At 63.7% G+C, this 17,565-nt stretch carries 14 protein-coding genes; 8 read left to right on the top strand and 6 right to left on the bottom strand.

The features are described 5' to 3' along the window. Window positions 1–17 precede the first annotated feature (17 nt). The gene (gene cyoE / locus Q7V20_RS09945) at window positions 18–932 is read left to right on the top strand and encodes a heme o synthase (protein WP_304790013.1); all 915 of its coding nucleotides are present in this window, start codon (window positions 18–20) and stop codon (window positions 930–932) included. Between the two features lie 8 nt (window positions 933–940). Beyond that, window positions 941–1,615: an SCO family protein gene (locus Q7V20_RS09940; RefSeq protein WP_304790010.1), complete on the top strand. Its 675-nt coding sequence runs from the start codon at window positions 941–943 to the stop codon at window positions 1,613–1,615. Window positions 1,616–2,040: 425 nt separating this feature from the next. Here Q7V20_RS09940 and Q7V20_RS09935 read toward each other — a convergent pair whose 3' ends face one another. Next, entirely contained in the window at window positions 2,041–4,353 is a 2,313-nt protein-coding gene (locus Q7V20_RS09935; RefSeq protein WP_304790007.1) for an NADP-dependent malic enzyme, read from the bottom strand. A gap of 190 nt (window positions 4,354–4,543) precedes the next feature. Between Q7V20_RS09935 and Q7V20_RS09930 the strand changes: the two genes are divergently transcribed. Together Q7V20_RS09930 and epsE are read left to right on the top strand one after the other, a co-directional pair. Continuing rightward, the gene (locus Q7V20_RS09930; RefSeq protein ID WP_304790005.1) at window positions 4,544–6,955 is read left to right on the top strand and encodes a bifunctional diguanylate cyclase/phosphodiesterase; all 2,412 of its coding nucleotides are present in this window, start codon (window positions 4,544–4,546) and stop codon (window positions 6,953–6,955) included. 133 nt (window positions 6,956–7,088) lie between these two features. Next, window positions 7,089–7,898, top strand: coding sequence for a polysaccharide export protein EpsE (gene epsE, locus Q7V20_RS09925; RefSeq protein ID WP_304790002.1), 810 nt, complete (start codon window positions 7,089–7,091; stop codon window positions 7,896–7,898). Here the strand turns inward: epsE and Q7V20_RS09920 are convergent. From Q7V20_RS09920 to Q7V20_RS09910, 3 genes are read right to left on the bottom strand one after another with little or no spacing between them, the layout of a single operon-like run. Then, window positions 7,895–9,160 (bottom strand): RsmB/NOP family class I SAM-dependent RNA methyltransferase, encoded by a 1,266-nt coding sequence (locus Q7V20_RS09920; protein ID WP_304790000.1) that lies wholly within the window; start codon window positions 9,158–9,160, stop codon window positions 7,895–7,897. The genes epsE and Q7V20_RS09920 overlap by 4 nt on opposite strands. A 41-nt stretch (window positions 9,161–9,201) precedes the next feature. After that, window positions 9,202–10,278, bottom strand: coding sequence for a porin (locus tag Q7V20_RS09915; protein WP_304789997.1), 1,077 nt, complete (start codon window positions 10,276–10,278; stop codon window positions 9,202–9,204). A 49-nt stretch (window positions 10,279–10,327) separates the two neighbouring features. Then, window positions 10,328–11,620 carry a C4-dicarboxylate transporter DctA gene (locus Q7V20_RS09910; protein ID WP_304789994.1) on the bottom strand — a complete coding sequence of 431 codons (1,293 nt, stop codon included), beginning with the start codon at window positions 11,618–11,620 and terminating at the stop codon, window positions 10,328–10,330. A gap of 152 nt (window positions 11,621–11,772) precedes the next feature. Between Q7V20_RS09910 and Q7V20_RS09905 the strand changes: the two genes are divergently transcribed. Next, window positions 11,773–12,813, top strand: coding sequence for a DUF2804 domain-containing protein (locus Q7V20_RS09905; protein WP_304789991.1), 1,041 nt, complete (start codon window positions 11,773–11,775; stop codon window positions 12,811–12,813). A gap of 9 nt (window positions 12,814–12,822) precedes the next feature. Here Q7V20_RS09905 and Q7V20_RS09900 read toward each other — a convergent pair whose 3' ends face one another. Both Q7V20_RS09900 and Q7V20_RS09895 read right to left on the bottom strand, forming a co-directional pair. Next, window positions 12,823–13,371 (bottom strand): hemerythrin domain-containing protein, encoded by a 549-nt coding sequence (locus tag Q7V20_RS09900; protein ID WP_304789989.1) that lies wholly within the window; start codon window positions 13,369–13,371, stop codon window positions 12,823–12,825. 67 nt (window positions 13,372–13,438) lie between these two features. Beyond that, window positions 13,439–14,098: a PEP-CTERM sorting domain-containing protein gene (locus Q7V20_RS09895; RefSeq protein ID WP_304789986.1), complete on the bottom strand. Its 660-nt coding sequence runs from the start codon at window positions 14,096–14,098 to the stop codon at window positions 13,439–13,441. Between the two features lie 178 nt (window positions 14,099–14,276). Between Q7V20_RS09895 and Q7V20_RS09890 the strand changes: the two genes are divergently transcribed. From Q7V20_RS09890 to Q7V20_RS09880, 3 genes are all read left to right on the top strand, one after another. After that, window positions 14,277–15,569, top strand: a complete 1,293-nt coding sequence (locus Q7V20_RS09890; protein ID WP_304789983.1) for a phosphatidylserine/phosphatidylglycerophosphate/cardiolipin synthase family protein — start codon at window positions 14,277–14,279, stop codon at window positions 15,567–15,569. A 299-nt stretch (window positions 15,570–15,868) separates the two neighbouring features. Next, the gene (locus Q7V20_RS09885) at window positions 15,869–16,537 is read left to right on the top strand and encodes a hypothetical protein (protein ID WP_304789978.1); all 669 of its coding nucleotides are present in this window, start codon (window positions 15,869–15,871) and stop codon (window positions 16,535–16,537) included. Then, window positions 16,503–17,468, top strand: a complete 966-nt coding sequence (locus Q7V20_RS09880) for a GGDEF domain-containing protein (RefSeq protein WP_304789975.1) — start codon at window positions 16,503–16,505, stop codon at window positions 17,466–17,468. Before Q7V20_RS09885 ends, Q7V20_RS09880 begins: the two co-directional genes overlap by 35 nt. Window positions 17,469–17,565 lie beyond the last annotated feature (97 nt).

Here is a 17,565-nt window from a genome sequence, read left to right as displayed (position 1 = left end):
ACCTAGCGATCCCCCACATGACTGAATCCGTTGCCTCCAGCCCGCCCGCGATGAGCTTGCCCTCGCGTTTCAAGCAGTTTTACGTGCTGACCAAGCCGCGCGTGGTGCAACTGATCGTGTTTTGCGCGGTGATCGGCATGTTGCTGGCCGTGCCGGGCATGCCCTCCCAAGCCGAAGCCTTGACGGCCCTGGCCGCCTGCATCGGCATCTGGTTGGTGGCGGGGGCGGCGGCGGCGTTCAACTGCCTGATCGAGCAAGAGATCGATTCGCGCATGAAACGCACGTCCTGGCGCCCCACGGCGCGTGGAGAGCTCACCAAGACGCAAACCCTGTTGTTCAGCGCGGGCCTGTGCATCTTGGGCATGGCCATCCTGATCCTGTGGGTCAATGCCCTGACGATGTGGCTCACCCTGGCCACCTTCGTGGGCTACGCCATCATCTACACCGTGGTGCTCAAGCCCCTGACGCCGCAGAACATCGTCATCGGGGGCGCGTCAGGCGCCATGCCGCCCGTGCTGGGCTGGGCCGCGATGCGCGGCTCGGTCGATCCAGAAGCCTGGATGCTCTGCCTGATCATCTTCTTGTGGACGCCGCCGCATTTCTGGGCCCTGGCTTTGTACCGGGTCGAGGACTACGCCCGCGCCGGTCTGCCGATGTTGCCGGTCACGCACGGCAACGAGTTCACGCGCTTGCACGTGTTGCTTTACACCTTCGTGCTGCTGGCGGGCACCTTGCTGCCCTTCATCTATCACATGAGCGGCTGGATTTACCTGGTGTCGGCCTTGGTGCTGGGCTTGTGGTTCGTGGCCTATGCTTTTCGCCTTTGGCGCCACTACAGCGATGAGCTGGCCCGCCAGACCTTCAAGTTTTCCATCATCTACCTGATGCTGCTGTTCGCGGCTTTGCTGGTGGACCACTACGTGCCGATCTGAGACACCTCATGCGCAACATCAAGTCTTCTGTGGCCGTGGCCTGCACGTGGGTGCTGGCATCGTCGATGCTCCTGGTGGGCTGTGATCAGCGTGCTGAGAGCACCGATCCGAGCAGCAGCCAGCCACAGGCTGCGGCAGTTGCCAAGCCGTCGTCATCGTCATTCAAATCGGTGGACATCACCGGCGCGGACTATGCCAAGCAGTTTTCGCTGACCGATTTCGATGGCAAGAAGCGCACGCTGGCCGATTTCAAGGGCAAGGTGGTGTTCGTGTTCTTCGGCTTCACGCAGTGCCCCGAAGTTTGCCCCACGACCATGGCCGAGCTGGCCGAGGTCAAGCGTCGGCTGGGCAAGGATGGTGAGCGCGTGCAGGGTGTGTTCATCACCATCGACCCGGAGCGCGACACGGCCGAGGTGCTCAAGGCTTACCTGACGGGCATGGATCCCAGCTTCATCGGCCTGCGCGGCTCGCTGGAAGAGATCAACGCGGCGTCGCGTGACTTCAAGGTGTTTTACCAGAAGGTGCCGACGCAGGATGGCAAGGGCTACACGATGGACCACACCGCGGGTGGCTTCGTGTTTGATCCGAGTGGGCAGGTGCGTTTGTTTGTGCGCTATGGCTTGGGGGCGGATGCGCTGACCTCGGACATCAAGCAGTTGTTGGCTTCGGGCTCAGGGAGCTGATGTTCTGTTTGGCCCTGGGTTTTGAGTTGGCGCGGGTGGTGGTGTGGGCTTGCGTTGGGCGGTTTGCTTTGTCGTGGCAGCGCGGGGCGGGGATGAGGCGGAGGCGGGCAGGGCTCCTATGGTGGCGGTCCACCGCGTAGCAAAGGACTGCTCTGCGGTGCTCGGCCACGGCGGGCGGCTGCGGAACTCGCTGGCCTGCGGCCAGCTCAGACAGTCCTCGCCGACCCCTCGCTGTGCGAGGGGCAACCCGCCGTGGCCTGCGCGCCTCGACGCCCCCGAAGTCGCCCCGCCCGCCTCCGCCTCATCCCTGATCGCCCCGCTGGTGGCGTGGCACGGTTAGGGGGAGGTGGCGTGCCACCAGCGGGGCGAACAAAGGGCCGGAGACCGCCCCAGCCCGCGCCCCGCGCTGCCAGGACAAAGCGAAATCAGCGCGCCGCGCTGGCCGCCGCGCCGTGCGCCACCGCCAGCGCCGTCATGTTCACGATGCGGCGCACCGTGGCCGACGGCGTCAGGATGTGCACCGGCGCTGCGGCGCCCAGCAGGATCGGGCCCACCGTCACGCCTTGTCCACCCGTCATCTTCAACACGTTGAACAAGATGTTGGCCGCGTCCAGGTTGGGCAGGATCAGGATGTTGGCCGAGCCGTGCAAGGTGCTCTCAGGCAGCAGCTTGGTGCGCACGCTTTCGCTCAGCGCGGCGTCGCCCTGCATCTCGCCATCGGCCGGGATGTGCGGCATGCGGGCCACGAACAGGTCACGCGCCAGACGCATCTTGCGGGCCGAAGGCCGCGTGCTGGAGCCAAACATCGAGTGAGACAAGAAGGCCACGCGCGGCGGCAGGCCAAAGCGTTGCACCTCTTCCACCGCCAGCACCGCGATGTCGGCCAGTTGCTCGGCCGTGGGCTCCTCGTTGACGAAGGTGTCGGCGATGAACAGCGAATGATTCTCCAGGATCAGCGCATTCAGCGCGGCCAGTCCGTGGGCGCCGGGGCGCAGGCCGATCACTTCGCGGACCTGCTCAAGGTGCAGGTCGTAGCGGCCGATCACGCCACAGATCATCCCGTCGGCATCGCCCAGTTTGACCATCATCGTGGCGATCAGCGAGTTGGATCGGCGCACCACCACCTTGGCCAGCTCGGGCGTGATGCCGTCTCTGGCGCGCAGGGCGTGGTAAGCCTCGTAGTACTGGCGGAAGCGGTCGTCCTTGCCGGGGTTGACCACCTCGCAGTTCACGCCAGCTTTGAGGCGCAAACCTGCGCGCAGCACGCGCTCTTCAATGACCTCGGGGCGGCCCACCAGGATGGGGTGTGCGATGCCTTCATCGATGGCGACCTGGGCGGCACGCAGCACGCGCTCATCTTCGCCCTCGGCAAAGGCAATGCGCTTGGGCGCGGCCTTGGCGCCCATGAACACCGGGCGCATGAACAGGCCCGTGTTGCTGACGAACTGCGACAGCGAATCACGGTAGGCCGCGATGTCGGTGATGGGCCGCGTGGCCACGCCCGATGCGGCGGCTGCCTCGGCCACGGCAGGTGCAATGCGCAAAATCAGGCGTGAATCAAACGGCGTGGGGATCAGGTAGTCGGGCCCGAAGCGCATCTCGCGGCCCGGGTAGGCGGCGGCCACTTCGTCGCTCGTCTCTGACTTGGCCAGGTCGGCGATCTGGCGCACGCAGGCCAGCTTCATCTCGTCCGTGATCTTGGTGGCGCCGCAATCCAGCGCCCCCCGGAAGATGTACGGGAAGCACAGGACGTTGTTGACCTGGTTGGGGTAGTCCGAGCGGCCCGTGGCGATGATGCAATCGGGGCGCGCGGCCTTGGCGATCTCGGGGCGGATCTCGGGCTCGGGGTTGGCCAGGGCCAGGATGATGGGATCACGTGCCATGGTCTTGACCATCTCGGCCGAGACCACGCCAGCCGCCGAGCAGCCCAGGAACACGTCGGCGCCGTTCATCACGTCGGCCAGGGTGCGGGCGTTGGTGGGCTGCGCGTAGCGGCGCTTGGACGCGTCCAGCTTGTCGCTGCGCTCGGTGTGGATCACGCCCTTGGAGTCGCACACGAACACATTGGCGCGGTTCACGCCCAGGCCCACCATCAGGTCCAGGCAGGCAATGGCGGCGGCGCCCGCGCCCGACACGGCGATCTTCACTTCACCGATCTTCTTGCCGACCAGCTCCAGCCCGTTCAGCAGCGCGGCGCTGGAGATGATGGCCGTGCCATGCTGGTCATCGTGGAAGATGGGGATGTTCAGGCGCTCTTTCAGCTTTTGCTCGATGTAGAAGCACTCGGGCGCCTTGATGTCTTCCAGGTTGATGCCGCCCAGCGTGGGCTCCAGCGCGGCGATGATGTCGACCAGCTTGTCCGGATCGCGCTCGGCCAGCTCGATGTCGAACACGTCGATGCCCGCAAATTTCTTGAACAGGCAACCCTTGCCTTCCATGACCGGCTTGGAGGCCAGTGGGCCGATGTCGCCCAGGCCCAGCACGGCCGTGCCATTGGTGATCACGCCGACCAGGTTGCCGCGCGAGGTGTAGTCAAACGCCAGGCTGGGGTCTTTTTCGATGGCCAGGCAGGGGTAGGCCACCCCCGGCGAGTAGGCCAGCGACAGATCGCGCTGGTTGGACAGCGGTTTGGTCGAGTGGACGGCGATCTTGCCGCGGGTGGGCAGGCGGTGGAACTCCAGCGCGGCATCGCACAGGGATTGTTCGGCGTCGGAAAGGGTAGGCTTCGAGTCGCTCATGGCAGCAGGCATTCAGGGCACGGCAAGGGCGGCCATGGTAAGCCAATTGCCTTGCGAGTTGATGCCGTCCGTCGTGAGGCATTCCCCTTCCTGGGGGCAACCCTGAGCAAACGAGCCCAGAATGGCCCTGGCGCGCTCAAGTTGCACGCTCAAAAGCCGATCTCACCTGGATGTTGCCCATGTCTTGTCCATGACCGAGCTTTCCGTCCCATTGAAGAAGGGCAAACCTGCTCCGCTGCCGCCGAGCAACTGGCGTCAGCGCCTGACGACCTTGTGGCGTGAGGCGTCTGCCAGTGAGCACGTGGACGGCCACAACGCCCGCCACTTCCGGGCGCGCCAGATCCTGGCCGTCGTGGGCTTGCTGCCCATGGTGTTCATGGGCAACCTCATCGCCACGGTCACCATCGCCGCCACTTTCTGGGGGCAGATGCCCGCGTGGTCGCTGTGCCTGTGGGTGGTGTTGGCCGTGCTGAGCCTGGTGATGCTGGACCGGGGCATGCGCCTTTTGCTGACGGGCAAAGCCAAGCCCGTGGCCAGCCGGGGGAGCTTGCACGTGGTGACCTGGAGCGTTTCGGCTTTCGCGGTCATCTGGGCTGCGATCCCGGTCATGATGTTCCCGATCTCCGACCACCTGGGGCAGTTGTTGATCTCATCGGTCCTGGTGGGCATGATGTGCGGCGGGGGGCTGATCCTCAGCTCGATCCCGATCGCGGCTTGCGCATATGTGCTGGTCATGGCCGGGGCCACGGCCATGGCCCTGCAGCGGTCCGTCTACATCAACAACGTGTCGATCCTGGGCCTGCTGGGCATCTGGTCGGTCACGGTCATGGGCGTGACCATGGCCAACGCGCGCATGTTCTTCAGCCGCCTGCGGACCGAGGCCGAAGCCGACCGCCAGCGGCAACTGATCGACCTCTTGCTGCGCGATTTTGAAGAACACGCCAGCGATTGGCTTTGGGAGATCTCGCACACTGGGCATTTCCGCCACGTGTCCGCGCGCCTGGCGCAGTCCTTTGGCCTGTCGGCCCACCAGTTGCTCAAGCACTCGTTCACCGACCTGGTGTCCACCATGCTGCCCGCCGAATCGACCGAGGCGGCCAGCGCTTTCGAACAACTCCAGTCCCATTTGCGCTTGGGGAGGCCTTTCCGCGATCTGGAATTGCCCGTGCAGGTCGATGGTGAATTGCGCTGGTGGTCCTTGATGGCCAAGCCGCTGTTTGACGACCGGGGCCGTGCCGCTGGCTGGCGCGGCGTGGGCGCCGATGTGACGCAGGGGCGCATTGCGCGTGACGAAATGGCGCGCCTGGCCAATGTCGATGCCTTGACCGGGCTGGCCAACCGCCATTGCTTCAGCCTGGAGCTGGCGCGGGTCTGCGCCAGCGTTGAGACCTCGCAGCGCGGCTGCGCCTTGTTGTTCGTGGACCTGGACAACTTCAAGGGCATCAACGATTCACTGGGCCACGCCGTGGGCGACCAGTTGCTGCGCAGTGTGGCCGCGCGCATCAAGGCCTGCGTGGCGCCCGGCGATCTGCTGGCGCGCCTGGGCGGTGACGAGTTCGCCTTGCTGAGCTGGCAGGCTGGTGATGAAGCCTCGGCGGCCGAGCTGGGCGATCGCCTGCTGGCGGCCCTGGCCACGCCTTGCCAGCTGGAAGATGTGCGCGTGGAAGTGCGTGCCAGCATTGGCATGGCGCTGGCCCCGCGCGATGGCACCAGCCCCCAGACCTTGCTGCAAAGCGCCGACCTGGCCCTGTACGCGGCCAAGGCCGGTGGGCGCAACACACACCGCTTTTTCGTGCCCGTGATGGGCGAGAGCGCCAGGGCGCGTGCCCGCCTGCAGCAGGAAATGGGCGTGGCGCTGGCCGATGAACAATTCGCCGTGCACTACCAACCCCAGGTCAGCACCCGGACCGGGCAGGTGGTGGGCTTCGAGGCCCTGGTGCGCTGGCAGCACCAGGAACGCGGCCTGATCGGCCCCAACGAGTTCATCCCCGTGGCCGAAGAAACCGGCCAGATCGTGCCCCTGGGCACCTGGGTGCTGCGCCAGGCCTGCAAGGTGGCCATGCAATGGCCTGACGGGATCCGCGTGGCGGTCAACCTGTCGGCGGTGCAGTTCCGCAGCCATTCGGTGGTGGACATCGTGGAGCAGGCGCTGGCCGACAGCGGTTTGCCTGCCGAAAGGCTGGAGCTGGAAATCACCGAATCGGCCCTGATCGATGACCACGAGGGCGCACAGGCCACGCTGGCGGCCTTGCGCAGCCGGGGCATCCGCGTGGCCCTGGACGACTTTGGCACCGGCTATTCATCGTTGGCCTATTTGCGCCGCTTTCCGATGGACCAGCTCAAGATCGACGGCATGTTCGTGCGATCGCTGGACAGCGACCCCGACGCCCAGGCCGTGGTGACCGCCATCATCAGCCTGGCCAAGGCCTTGCGCCTGGAAACCACCGCCGAAGGCGTGGAACTGCCCGAGCAGATGGTGATGTTGCGCGCGCTGGGTTGCGACCTGGTGCAGGGCTTCTGGATGGCCCGGCCCATGCCGGCCACCGAGATCGCCGCATTTCTGGCCCGCATGGAACCAGTCCGCGAAAACGGACTCTACTGAGCTGTCGTGCCTGGACCTTGGGGCGCTCTTGGGGTTACCCAGTAGCGCCGGGCCAAGTGATACATTGACACGTTCGCGAGGCGCCAGCCAGGTTGCCTGCTCCTACATTTACCTGACCAGAGGATCTTTCAACATGAAGTGGATGCGTCTCATCGCTCAATGGCTGCTGTCGGTGACCCTGATGGCCGCTGGCCATGCCCACGCGGCATCGCAAGGCGACTATGTGCTCGGTCCCGGCGACATCATCCGCATCACGGTGTTCCAGAACGTCGATCTGACACTGGATGCCCGCGTCTCCGAAGCTGGCACCATCTCCTACCCGCTGCTGGGCACGGTCAAGCTGGGTGGCCTGTCGGTCTCCGATGCCGAAAAGAAAATCGCCGATGGCTTGAAGACCGGCAACTTCCTCAAGCAACCCCAGGTTTCCATCCTGTTGACCTCGGTCAAGAGCAACCAGGTGTCGGTGCTGGGCCTGGTCAACCGCCCAGGGCGTTATCCGCTGGAGTCGGGCTCCAACCGCTTGAGCGATCTGTTGGCCCAGGCTGGCGGCATCGTGCCCATCCAGGGTTCTGACACGGTGGTGGTCTCTGGCAAGCGCAATGGCAAGCCTTTCCGCAAGGAGATTGACTTCCCGCAGGTGTTCGCTGCCTCGGGCACGACCGAAGACTTCCCGCTGGAAAACAACGACGCCATCTGGGTGGACCGCGCGCCCACCATCTACATCTATGGTGAAGTGCTGCGCGGCGGCTCCATGCGCCTGGAACGCGACATGACCTTGCTGCAGGCCCTGGCCTCGGTGGGCGGCCTGACGCAACGTGGCACGGCCAAGGGCATCAAGGTTCACCGCCGTGACGCTGGTGGCACCGTGCAGATCCTGGAGCCTGGCATGAATGACAAGCTCCTGGCCAATGACGTGGTCTACGTCAAGGAAAGCTTGTTCTAAGCTTTCTTTTCCCACGCCACGGCGAAGAAGCCGTCGGTGTGGTGCCGGTGGGGCCACAACCTGAGGTGGCCCGCCGGGGTGGTCAGCGATTCGGCCTGCGCCACCCCACCTTGCTCCAGCACCTGGCGTGCGTCGAGCTGCACAAATTCCGGGTGCTCCGCCGTGAAGGCATCGGCCACGACTTCGTTCTCGCCGGGCATCAGGCTGCACGTGGCATAGACCAGTCGGCCGCCGGGTTTCAGCAAACGCGCAGCGCTGTGCAAGATGGCTTTCTGCTTGACCTGCATTTCTTCAACGCCCTTGGGGCTTTGACGCCATTTCAGGTCGGGGTTGCGCCGCAGGGTGCCCAGGCCGGTGCACGGGGCATCGACCAGCACGCGGTCGATCTTGCCCGACAGGCGCTTGATGCGGTCGTCGCGCTCGTGCGCGATCTGCGTGGGGTACACGTTCGACAGCCCGCTGCGCGCCAGCCGGGGCTTCAGGGCCTCCAGGCGGTGGCCTGAGATGTCAAAGGCATAAAGGCGGCCGGTGTTGCGCATCATGGCGCCCAGGGCCAGCGTCTTGCCGCCTGCGCCCGCGCAAAAGTCCACGATCATCTCGCCGCGCTTGGCGCCGGTCATCAGGGCCAGCAACTGGCTGCCCTCGTCCTGCACCTCGACATGGCCGCCGGTGTACAAATCCATTTTCTGCAGGGCAGGCTTGCCCTCGATGCGGATGCCCCAGGGCGAGAACGGGGTTTCGGTGGCGGGGATTTCGGCGGCGGCCAAGGCTTCCAGCACGGCTTCGCGCTTGGATTTCAAGGGGTTGACGCGCAAATCCAGCGGGGCGCCACCCGACATGGTCTCGACAAAAGCCCAGAACTCTTCCGGGCTGAGTTGCTCGCGCAGGCGGTTGGCCAGCCAGTCGGGCAGGTTGTGGCGCAGCTTGTCGGGCAGGGTGGTGCGGTCGATCTTCTTGATTCGGTCCAGCCAGGCGGCTTCGTCCGGGTTGATGCCCAGCTTCAGCACGTGTTCCTGGCCCTGCCAGGCCAGCAAGGTCAGACGGCGGTCCATCGGACCGAAGCCGGACTGCGCCAAATGCTGCCAAAGCAGCTTCTGGCGCAGCACGGCGTAGGCCGTCTCGGCCAGGGCGTGGCGCTCGCGCTGGCCCAGGTTTTTGTTCTTGCGGAAAAAAAGCGATACCAGGGTGTCGGCCGGGGCGTCGAGCTTGAGGATGTCACGCAGCAGGGCGCCGGTGAGTTCGAGGAGGGCTTGAGGATGCATGGGGGGATTATCCCGCACCCGCCTCAGATCCCGCACGCGCCTCAGAACAGGTGGCGCACCCCGATGGCCAGCCCTTGGCCGCTCTGTCCTGCCGCCGTGGTGACGATGCCCTTGCTGGCCACGGTGTCGTTGTCGATGTAGTCGTACCAGGCGTACACCGAGGTGCGCTTGGACAAGGCGTACACACCTTTCAGTGAGTAAATCCTGACGGCATCGTCGTCGTTGTCGGCGATGGTGGTGCCCTCGGTGTGCGACACGCCGCCAATGACGGTGAAGGCCCCGAGGGGGACCGCCACTTTGCCGCCCCAGGTGGACAGCCGGTCGGGGCCGAAACTGGTTTCGGTGTTGTAGTACCCCGTGACCTTGGCGACGCCGAAGTCCCAGCTGGCCAGGCCCATGGCTGCGCGCGCGCGCTGCTTGCCAGCCAGGGCACGGCTTTCATCAGCGGCGTCCAGGTAACCCAAGGCGGCGGCGAAGGGCCCGGTCGTGTACGCCAGGTTGGCGCTCCACACCTTGCCCGCGTTGTCAACCGAGGACTCGGTGCCAGGCGTGGTGGTCAGGACGCCCGTTGATGAAAATCCACTGTTGGCCAGCGAGTACTGCAGTTGGCCCGTCAGGCCGGGCAGCACGGCGGGGATCAGGTAGGTGATGGTGTTGTCCATGCGGCGGTAGCTGTTCGCGCCGCGCGTGCCCACGATGGTCAGGTCGTCGTAGGCCTGGGTGCCGATCATGTCGGTGACCAGGGCCAATGACGAGTCGGTGCGGCCCAGGCGCAACTCGCCCAGGTCCGAACTCAGGCCCACCCAGGCCTGGCGGTCCCAGAAACGGTCGCTGCCGCCGCCGTTGGCGCCAGTGTCGACCCGGATGGCGGACTCGAGGGTGAATTTGGCTTTCAGGCCGGCGCCCAGGTCTTCGATGCCGCGAAACCCCAGGCGGGAGCCGCTCAGGTTGCCCGAACTGACCCGTGTCAGGTTGTCGATGCCCTCGACGCGCTCGATGGAGACATCAACGATGCCATAGAGGGTCACGGACGATTGAGCCAGGGCTGGCATGGCCAGGGTGCCCGACAAAACGATCAAGGCGCCCCAAGGGCGAGCGCGAGAATTGCTGTTGTGCATGGTGGTTGCTCCGTCAAGTGGCAAAACAAACGTACTGCAAAAAACAGGATCAACTCGGCTTAAAGCTCGTCTCCGATGCTGGGGCCTGCCCGTCGAGCATTATGCGCGCATGTGCCATGTCGATGTCACCCTCCCAGCGGGCAATGGCCACGGTGGCCACGCAGTTGCCAATCAGGTTGCCCAGGGCACGGGCGATGCCCATGAACCAGTCGACCGAGAGCACCAGCACCAGCCCGATGGCAGGGATGGCCGGGATGGCATGCAGGGTCGCGGCCAGCACCACGATGGCCGAGCCGGGCACGCCATGCGCGCCTTTGGACGTCACCAGCGAGATGGCCAGGATCGCCAGCAGGTCGGTCATGGTGATGGGCGTGTTGGTGGCTTGCGCGATGAACACGGCGGCCAGGGTGATGTAGATGGAAAAGGCATCGAGGTTGAACGAGTAGCCGGTGGGGATGACCAGCCCGACGGTGGAGTCGCGGATGCCCAGGGCCCGAAGTTTGGCCATGATCTGTGGCAGGACGCTGTCCGACGAGGTGGTGGCAAACACCACCATCAGCTCCTCACGCAAATAGCGCAACAGCTTGAACAGGCTCAGGCCCGACATCCGCATGATGCCGCCAAGCACCACCACCACGAACATCAGCACCGCTGCGTAGAACACCAGCACCAGCATGGCCAGTTGCTGCAATGACCCGATGCCGTATTTGCCCACCGTGAAGGCGATGGCGCCCAGCACGCCCAGTGGCGCCAGCTTGATGATGATGCCCATGATCTTGAACAGCACGTGCGAGAGGTCTTCGATGAGGCTGCTCACGCGCTGCCCGCGCTCGCCGATCAAGGCCAGGGCGCATCCGAACAGAATGGAGAACAGCAGCACCTGGAGCACGTCGCCATTGGCAAAGGCGCTGACCGCGGTGGTCGGGATGAGCTTGAGCAGGAACTCCGGGAGCCCGCCGCTGCTGAGCTTGTCGGCATTGGCCGCGTACGTGCCCAGGGCCGAGGCGTCCAGCGCCTTGGGGTCCACGTTCATGCCGACGCCGGGCTGCAGCCAGTAGGCCAGGACCAAGCCGAGCCCCAGGGCCAAGGTGGTCAGCACTTCGAAGTAGATCAAGGCCTTGATGCCCACGCGGCCCACGCGCTTCAGATCACCCGTGCCCGCGATGCCGTGCACCACCACGCAAAACACAATCAGGGGGATGAGCATCTTGACCAGCTTGATGAAGCCGTCGCCCAGGGGCTTGAGCTTCACGGCCGTGTCAGGCCAGGCCACGCCGAGCACCACACCCAACACCAGTGCCAGCACCACCTGGCCAAAAATGGATTTGAGGAATCGAGGCATGGGGACTCTCCGCTGTGTGCCGTGCTTTTGCATCGTGCAACTTGCATGCCACGCCTGCTTTGGTCGTCAGGCGCCCAGAGCGGTGATTTGTCACCCGTCCTGTTGGAAAACACTGAGTCGCCAACCCCCATTTTCAGTCCAGGCTTCGCCTCATGAAGCGAGATGCCCTGCCCATGCTGCCGCCCACACCCCCTGAAATCGTGTCCGATGGCGCGCCATTGTTTGGCCGCTACGCGGGTCGGATCGACCGGATTGACTGGCAAGCCCTGGAGGGGCCGCACGCGCGGTCCTGGCTGTGGCGCCACTTGCACCACAAGCGCTGGCAATACGTGGGCATCGGCAATGAGGAGGTGTTCGTCGGGGTGGCCATCGTGGACCTGGGGTGGATGTGCACCGCGTTTGCCTACGCGTTTGACCGCATGCGCGGCGAGATGGTCGCCAACTGGCGGCAAGATGGTTTGCCGGGTTGGCAGGGCGGGGTGTCTGACGAGCCGGTGCAAGGCGCGCGGGCCTGGTTCAAAGGGCCTTTCGCCCGCTTGCTGCTGCAACATGGCGCTTCGGATGAAGACGGGGAGGCCGCTGATGGCGATGTGCTGGAGCTGAGCGTGCGAACCCGCGCCATGAAAGTGCAGGTGGACTTGTCACTGGCCGAGGCAGCGCCCTTCTTGCTGGGCGTGGGCCCGGTGACGGGGGGCGTGGCGCACGCCACTCAGAAGTCGTCGGCCTTGCCGGTGACTGGTTGGCTGAACGTGAGGGGGCGGCGCTTTGACTTGTCAAACGCGGTGGCTTGCCTGGACAGCTCCAACGGCTTGCTGGCGCGCAACACCGATTGGCGCTGGGCTTGCGCGCACAGTGCCGAGGTGGGGTTCAACCTGCAGCAAGGCTATTTCGGCGTGAATGAAAACGCGCTTTGGCTGGATGGCCAGTTGATCCCCTTGGGGGCCGCCCACTTCGAGTTCAATCCAAAGCGGCCGATGGCGCCGTGGCGTGTGCACACCGACGACGGCCTGCTCGACCTGATGTTCACGCCGGAAGGTGCCCGCCAGGAAGACCGCGATGTCTGGCTCGCGTCCAGCCACTATGTGCAGCCGGTGGGCACCTTCAATGGCACCGTCAGGGCCTCGCGAGGTGCCGTGGCGCGCCAGGTCTCAGGCTTGTTGGGCGTGACCGAGGATCACCGCTCCAGGTGGTGAGTCACGTGTTCAGAGGCGGCGCTCCAGAGCGCGCTTGATCAGGTAGCCGCCCGCCACAAGGCTCCCTGCGGTCAGCAGCAGGGCGCCCACCTGGCCCATGCGAGGTCTGCTCAGCACCCGGCGGCGAGTGCGCATCCTGGCGCCGAGCTTGATCAGTTGATCCGGCAGGAGGCGTTCGGCGTGCAACAGCACGGCCTCCTCCTCGGTCGCGTGGACGTTGAAAACCTTGTTCAAGGTGGTGACGGTGTCGTCGTACAGGGTTGCGGTGGGTCGCATGTCGCGCAATTGCCCGATCAGGCTGTGCATCTGGTGGTGCGCCGCTTCACTTCGAGCCAGGATTGTCTCGTCCGTGGCCAAGGCACGCAGGGCCGGAAAAAAGATTTCGTCTTTGAGCCGGGTTTGGATTTCCAGCATCTGGCTCACGGCACCCACCAATTTCTGTTTGGCATGGGCGGGGGCCTCGGTTTGGTAGCGGCGGAAAATGTCCGCCACCTGGGCATGGTCCTCGCGGATCAGGTCGGTGATGGTGGGCAGGGGGTTGAGGGCAGTGGTGCTCATAGGGGTCTCCATGGTGTTCATCCACAGTGGCAATCGGCGTTCCCCATCGGCAAGTCAGCTATGACATTCAGCCGCGCCGCACGGTGCGCCTTTGGCGCCCTGCGATGATCAGCAGGCCCGACATCGCCACCCCCGCCAGCAGCAGGGCGATGGCCGATGGTTCGGGTACCGCCGAGGTGGAGCTCACGGTGAAGGAAAATTCCCGGTCGATGGACACCTCGCCGAACAAGGCGTAGTAGTGTTTGTAGCTGCCCGTGGCTGACGTGATGTCGTTCAAGGACAGGAAGGGATGGCGCAGGGTGTAGAGGATGTCGGTGTCACTGGTGTAAGTCAGTGAGAACACCTGTTCGCCACTCGCACCCCGGCTGAAGGCGGCCGATGTGGCCACGGTGAGGGTGCTGCCGCCGTTGGCCAGCTTGGCCCGGCTGATGGTGGCGCCCCAGATCGAACCGGTGGTGCGTTGGTCGCCGGGCAGCGTCCAGTCGATCATGCCAAAGCCGCCTTCTGGGTCTTCGAATTGAACGAAGAGTGGCTGGCCTTCGGGGGTGGTCAGATCGTAGCTGTTCCACACGCGGGCCAAGTCCACGGTGAACGAGCCGCTGATGGGGCCGTCGATGTCGCCTGTTGCGATGGCATCGAAGTTGTAGCTGAGGGGCACGGCCTGGGCTTGAGACACCAAAGCTGCCAGGCCCAAGGAGGCCGCGGTGAGTAAGCTGGATGAACGCATGAAGTGCTCCACTGTTTGAGTTTGACCCGCGCTTTGGGTGCGCGTCCTCCACCATAGCGGAGTGGTGCAGCGTGCAGTACAGCCTTGAACGACTGGAAACATTTCTTTCAGTGGTGGCCACGCTGGGAACGCCGTTTGCTCAGTAAGACGACTCGCTTGCGCCAGCCTTGAGTCTCAGATGCCCATTCAGCCACCCATCCAACGAACCGTCGGAATCATCCTGTTGACAGTGCTCTCCACCCTGGCCGTGGTGCTCATCGCTTTCAACTTCAAAGGCAACGAAACCAACGTCGAGCGCCGCATCGACCGCATTCACGCACTGAGCGATGCCGGGTTCATGAAAGAACTTGGCGTGATGCTGGGGCCACCATTCGTGGGTGGCAACCGCGCGCAGGCCTTGATCAATGGCGATGAGATCTTCCCCGCCATGTTGGCGGACATCCGGTCTGCGCAAGCCTCCATCACCTTTGAAACCTACATCTATTGGTCGGGTGCCATTGGGCAGCAGTTCGCTGACGCACTGGCCGAGCGAGCCAAGCATGGCGTGAAGGTGCATGTGCTGCTGGATTGGGTGGGCAGCGCCAAAATGGAAGATGAGCTTCTTGATGAGATGCGCCAAGCTGGTGTGCAGATCCGCCGCTTCCACCCACCCCATTGGACGCACCTTGGCCGCATGAACAACCGGACCCACCGCAAGCTCCTGGTGGTGGATGGCCGCGTTGGCTACACCGGCGGGGTCGGCATTGCGCCGCCATGGACTGGCCATGCCCAGGATCCCGATCACTGGCGCGACACCCATTTCCGCATCGAAGGCCCCGTGGTGGCGCAGATGCAATCCGTGTTCCTCGACAACTGGATCAAAGTCAGCGGCGAGGTGCTGCACGGGCCGATCTATTTCCCCGACATCCAGGCGCGGGGCGATGTCTGGGCACAGATGTTCAGCAGCTCGCCTTCTGGCGGCAGCGAGAACATGCAGCTGATGTACCTCTTGTCCATTGCTGCGGCATCGCATTCCATTGATCTGTCGGCCGCTTATTTTGTGCCGGACGAGTTGACATCCAATGCACTCGTGGCCGCGTTGAAACGGGGCGTGAAGCTGCGCATCATCGTGCCTGGCGAACACATCGACACCGATGCCGTGCGCCAGGCGTCGCGGGCCCAATGGGGGCCGCTGTTGGCGGCGGGCGCCGTCATCGCCGAATACCAGCCCACCATGTACCACTGCAAGGTGATGATCGTGGATGGCCGCATGGTGTCTGTGGGCTCGACCAATTTCGACAACCGTTCCTTCAGCCTGAATGACGAGGCCACCCTCAACATCATGGATGCGGGCTTCGCCGCTCAGCAGACCGAGGTGTTTGAACAAGACCTGGCGCGCGCCCGACAGATCACGCTGGCGCAATGGCAAAAAAGGCCGTGGCACGAGCGCTTGATGGAACGCGTGGCCTCGTTGATGGGGTCGCAGCTGTAGGCATGGCCCAACATGGACGGAAGACATGCCCTTGTCGGTGCAGTCTCGAGTGCCAATTGCTCGTCCACCCCAGATTGGTCGCTGTGAACTGCCCCCCCCCGTTTTTCTGGGCTTTGAAAGATGTTTCGTGAAAATTTTCCGCCTTTTCGATTCGTTCAGTTGCTGCATTTCATAAACAGCGAGCGAAGACGTAAACACACGAATGGCTGATTCGCCAGGTCACGCCTATGCAACTTAAGATGATGATGCGATGGAAATGAAATCGAACGAAAATTCGACATCGTGAACCCCGTCAAGCCGTGTTGACAACCTCTCCGGCCACCCTAAGCGCAGGGCCTGACGAAAGCAGCATTCACGCTTCTTCGGCAACAGTGCACGGCCAGGCGATGCGCCGGTTTGTTCTGACGCTGCCAAGCTACGTGCTGGCGCTGGTCGTGCTTTATATCGGCGCATGGCTCAATCTGTTCCCGATAGAGCGAGCGCATTTGATTGCCGTGGTCATTGCAGGTGGCCTCGGTACCTTCGGGGGATTGATCTGGTCAGGACTCACGCTTCGGTGGCGCGATCCATTGGCGGTCCTTCCACAGGTGTTGTTCAGCGTGGTGGTTGTCGCACTGTCGTATCACCTGATTGAAATCAGCCGAGGCGTGGCCTTCATGTGGCTGGCCGTGATCGTGGTCTACGACATGCGTCGCTTGCCCGTGAAGCAAGTGAGGTTAGTCATCGCTGCAGCGACCGTGCTCCAGCTCGCCAACTCCATCAGCATTTGGGTGGCGCACCCGAACGGGCCCAAGCTGATCGATGAGTTGTTGAACCTCGGCTGCCTGGCATTGCTGCTTCCGACGCTGGCCATGGTTTCGACCCACGCGCGTACCTTGGTGAAGCGCCGCAAGCAGCAAGACGGTGCGCTTTGGTGTGCCATTCACGGTGGGGATGCTGGACATCGACTTCTTCAAACGTGTGAATGATCAGCACGGCCACGCCGTGGGAGATGCCGTACTCAAACGCTTTTCCGAGATCGCTTCATCGGTGTTCGAGCCATTCGAAACAGTGGCCCGTTGGGGTGGGGAAGAGTTTGTCGTGCTGATGCCGGAGGCCGATGGGCGTTCGGCCTATCGCCGCTTGCAGGATCTACGGGCGGCCATTCACCAGCATGATTGGAGCGCCGTGCACCCTGGCCTGCGCATCACGTTTTCGGCGGGCCTGGCAACCTACCGCGATGGCGCCGTCCAACCTCTGATGGAGCTGGCCGATCAGGCCTTGTACGACGCCAAGCATGCAGGCAGAGACCGAATCAGCCCTGAGTTTGTCCATGTCGATGCTCATTCGTTGTCAGGAAGAGGGCCGCTTCCTGCACCGGCACCTGCTGCTGCCCCCATGGTCATGTCCAGCACCAAGGCCAAGAAACCCATAGAGCTGACCGCAAGCCATGTCACCTCAAGTTCGCTGTCCAGGCTGTTGTGGACCGACGATCCAAAGACACGCACTTTCATGAAGCTGGCATCTGCCGTCTCCGGCATGTATGTTTTCTGGCTTCTCGTCGTCATCTTCTATGCGATCCCAAAGCACATGTTCCCCGATTGGTTGGAGCTTGTTTTGTTGGGCCATCTGACGATCGGGGCCATTGCACCGCTGGTGGTCATCCGAAGCGGCTGGTCCAAGCGCTTCAAAGATCCCATCTGCTTGATGGAGCAATGCATCTGGGCCAACTTGATGCTGGTGGCGGCGCACTTTTTTTCACCGATCGGCAAGGGCGCGCTGTTGGGCGTGCTGTGCCAGGTGCAGGCATTCGGGTTTCCTTCGTTCTCGCCTCAACAGGCCCGCGGCTCAGGTGCAGTCGTTATCGTGATGCTGGTTAGTCGGCCTTGCAAAATTCAATTTGAGGCCATAACTGCATGATCGCGGGCCTGCCCTAGCTCTGAGACGAACCATGCGGCCAGCACGGCCAGCCATAAAACAGGCGCAAAAAGGGCCTTCAGGCCCTTGCGGGCGATGG

The sequence above is a fragment of the Aquabacterium sp. genome (assembly GCF_030652515.1).
Lineage (GTDB): Bacteria > Pseudomonadota > Gammaproteobacteria > Burkholderiales > Burkholderiaceae_C > Aquabacterium.
Note: the sequence above shows the minus strand (reverse complement) of the source record. Positions and strands in the feature narration are given on the sequence as shown.

Bases quoted from the DNA above. Each gene is read 5' to 3' on its own strand.
- Q7V20_RS09910 (WP_304789994.1), bottom strand. From the start codon at position 11,620: ATGCCTCGATTCCTCAAATCCATTTTTGGCCAGGTGGTGCTGGCACTG.
- Q7V20_RS09930 (WP_304790005.1), top strand. From the start codon at position 4,544: ATGACCGAGCTTTCCGTCCCATTGAAGAAGGGCAAACCTGCTCCGCTG.
- Q7V20_RS09895 (WP_304789986.1), bottom strand. From the start codon at position 14,098: ATGCGTTCATCCAGCTTACTCACCGCGGCCTCCTTGGGCCTGGCAGCT.
- cyoE (WP_304790013.1), top strand. From the start codon at position 18: ATGACTGAATCCGTTGCCTCCAGCCCGCCCGCGATGAGCTTGCCCTCG.
- Q7V20_RS09940 (WP_304790010.1), top strand. From the start codon at position 941: ATGCGCAACATCAAGTCTTCTGTGGCCGTGGCCTGCACGTGGGTGCTG.
- Q7V20_RS09905 (WP_304789991.1), top strand. From the start codon at position 11,773: ATGAAGCGAGATGCCCTGCCCATGCTGCCGCCCACACCCCCTGAAATC.
- Q7V20_RS09890 (WP_304789983.1), top strand. From the start codon at position 14,277: ATGCCCATTCAGCCACCCATCCAACGAACCGTCGGAATCATCCTGTTG.
- Q7V20_RS09915 (WP_304789997.1), bottom strand. From the start codon at position 10,278: ATGCACAACAGCAATTCTCGCGCTCGCCCTTGGGGCGCCTTGATCGTT.
- Q7V20_RS09935 (WP_304790007.1), bottom strand. From the start codon at position 4,353: ATGAGCGACTCGAAGCCTACCCTTTCCGACGCCGAACAATCCCTGTGC.
- Q7V20_RS09880 (WP_304789975.1), top strand. From the start codon at position 16,503: ATGCTGGACATCGACTTCTTCAAACGTGTGAATGATCAGCACGGCCAC.
- Q7V20_RS09900 (WP_304789989.1), bottom strand. From the start codon at position 13,371: ATGAGCACCACTGCCCTCAACCCCCTGCCCACCATCACCGACCTGATC.
- Q7V20_RS09920 (WP_304790000.1), bottom strand. From the start codon at position 9,160: ATGCATCCTCAAGCCCTCCTCGAACTCACCGGCGCCCTGCTGCGTGAC.
- epsE (WP_304790002.1), top strand. From the start codon at position 7,089: ATGAAGTGGATGCGTCTCATCGCTCAATGGCTGCTGTCGGTGACCCTG.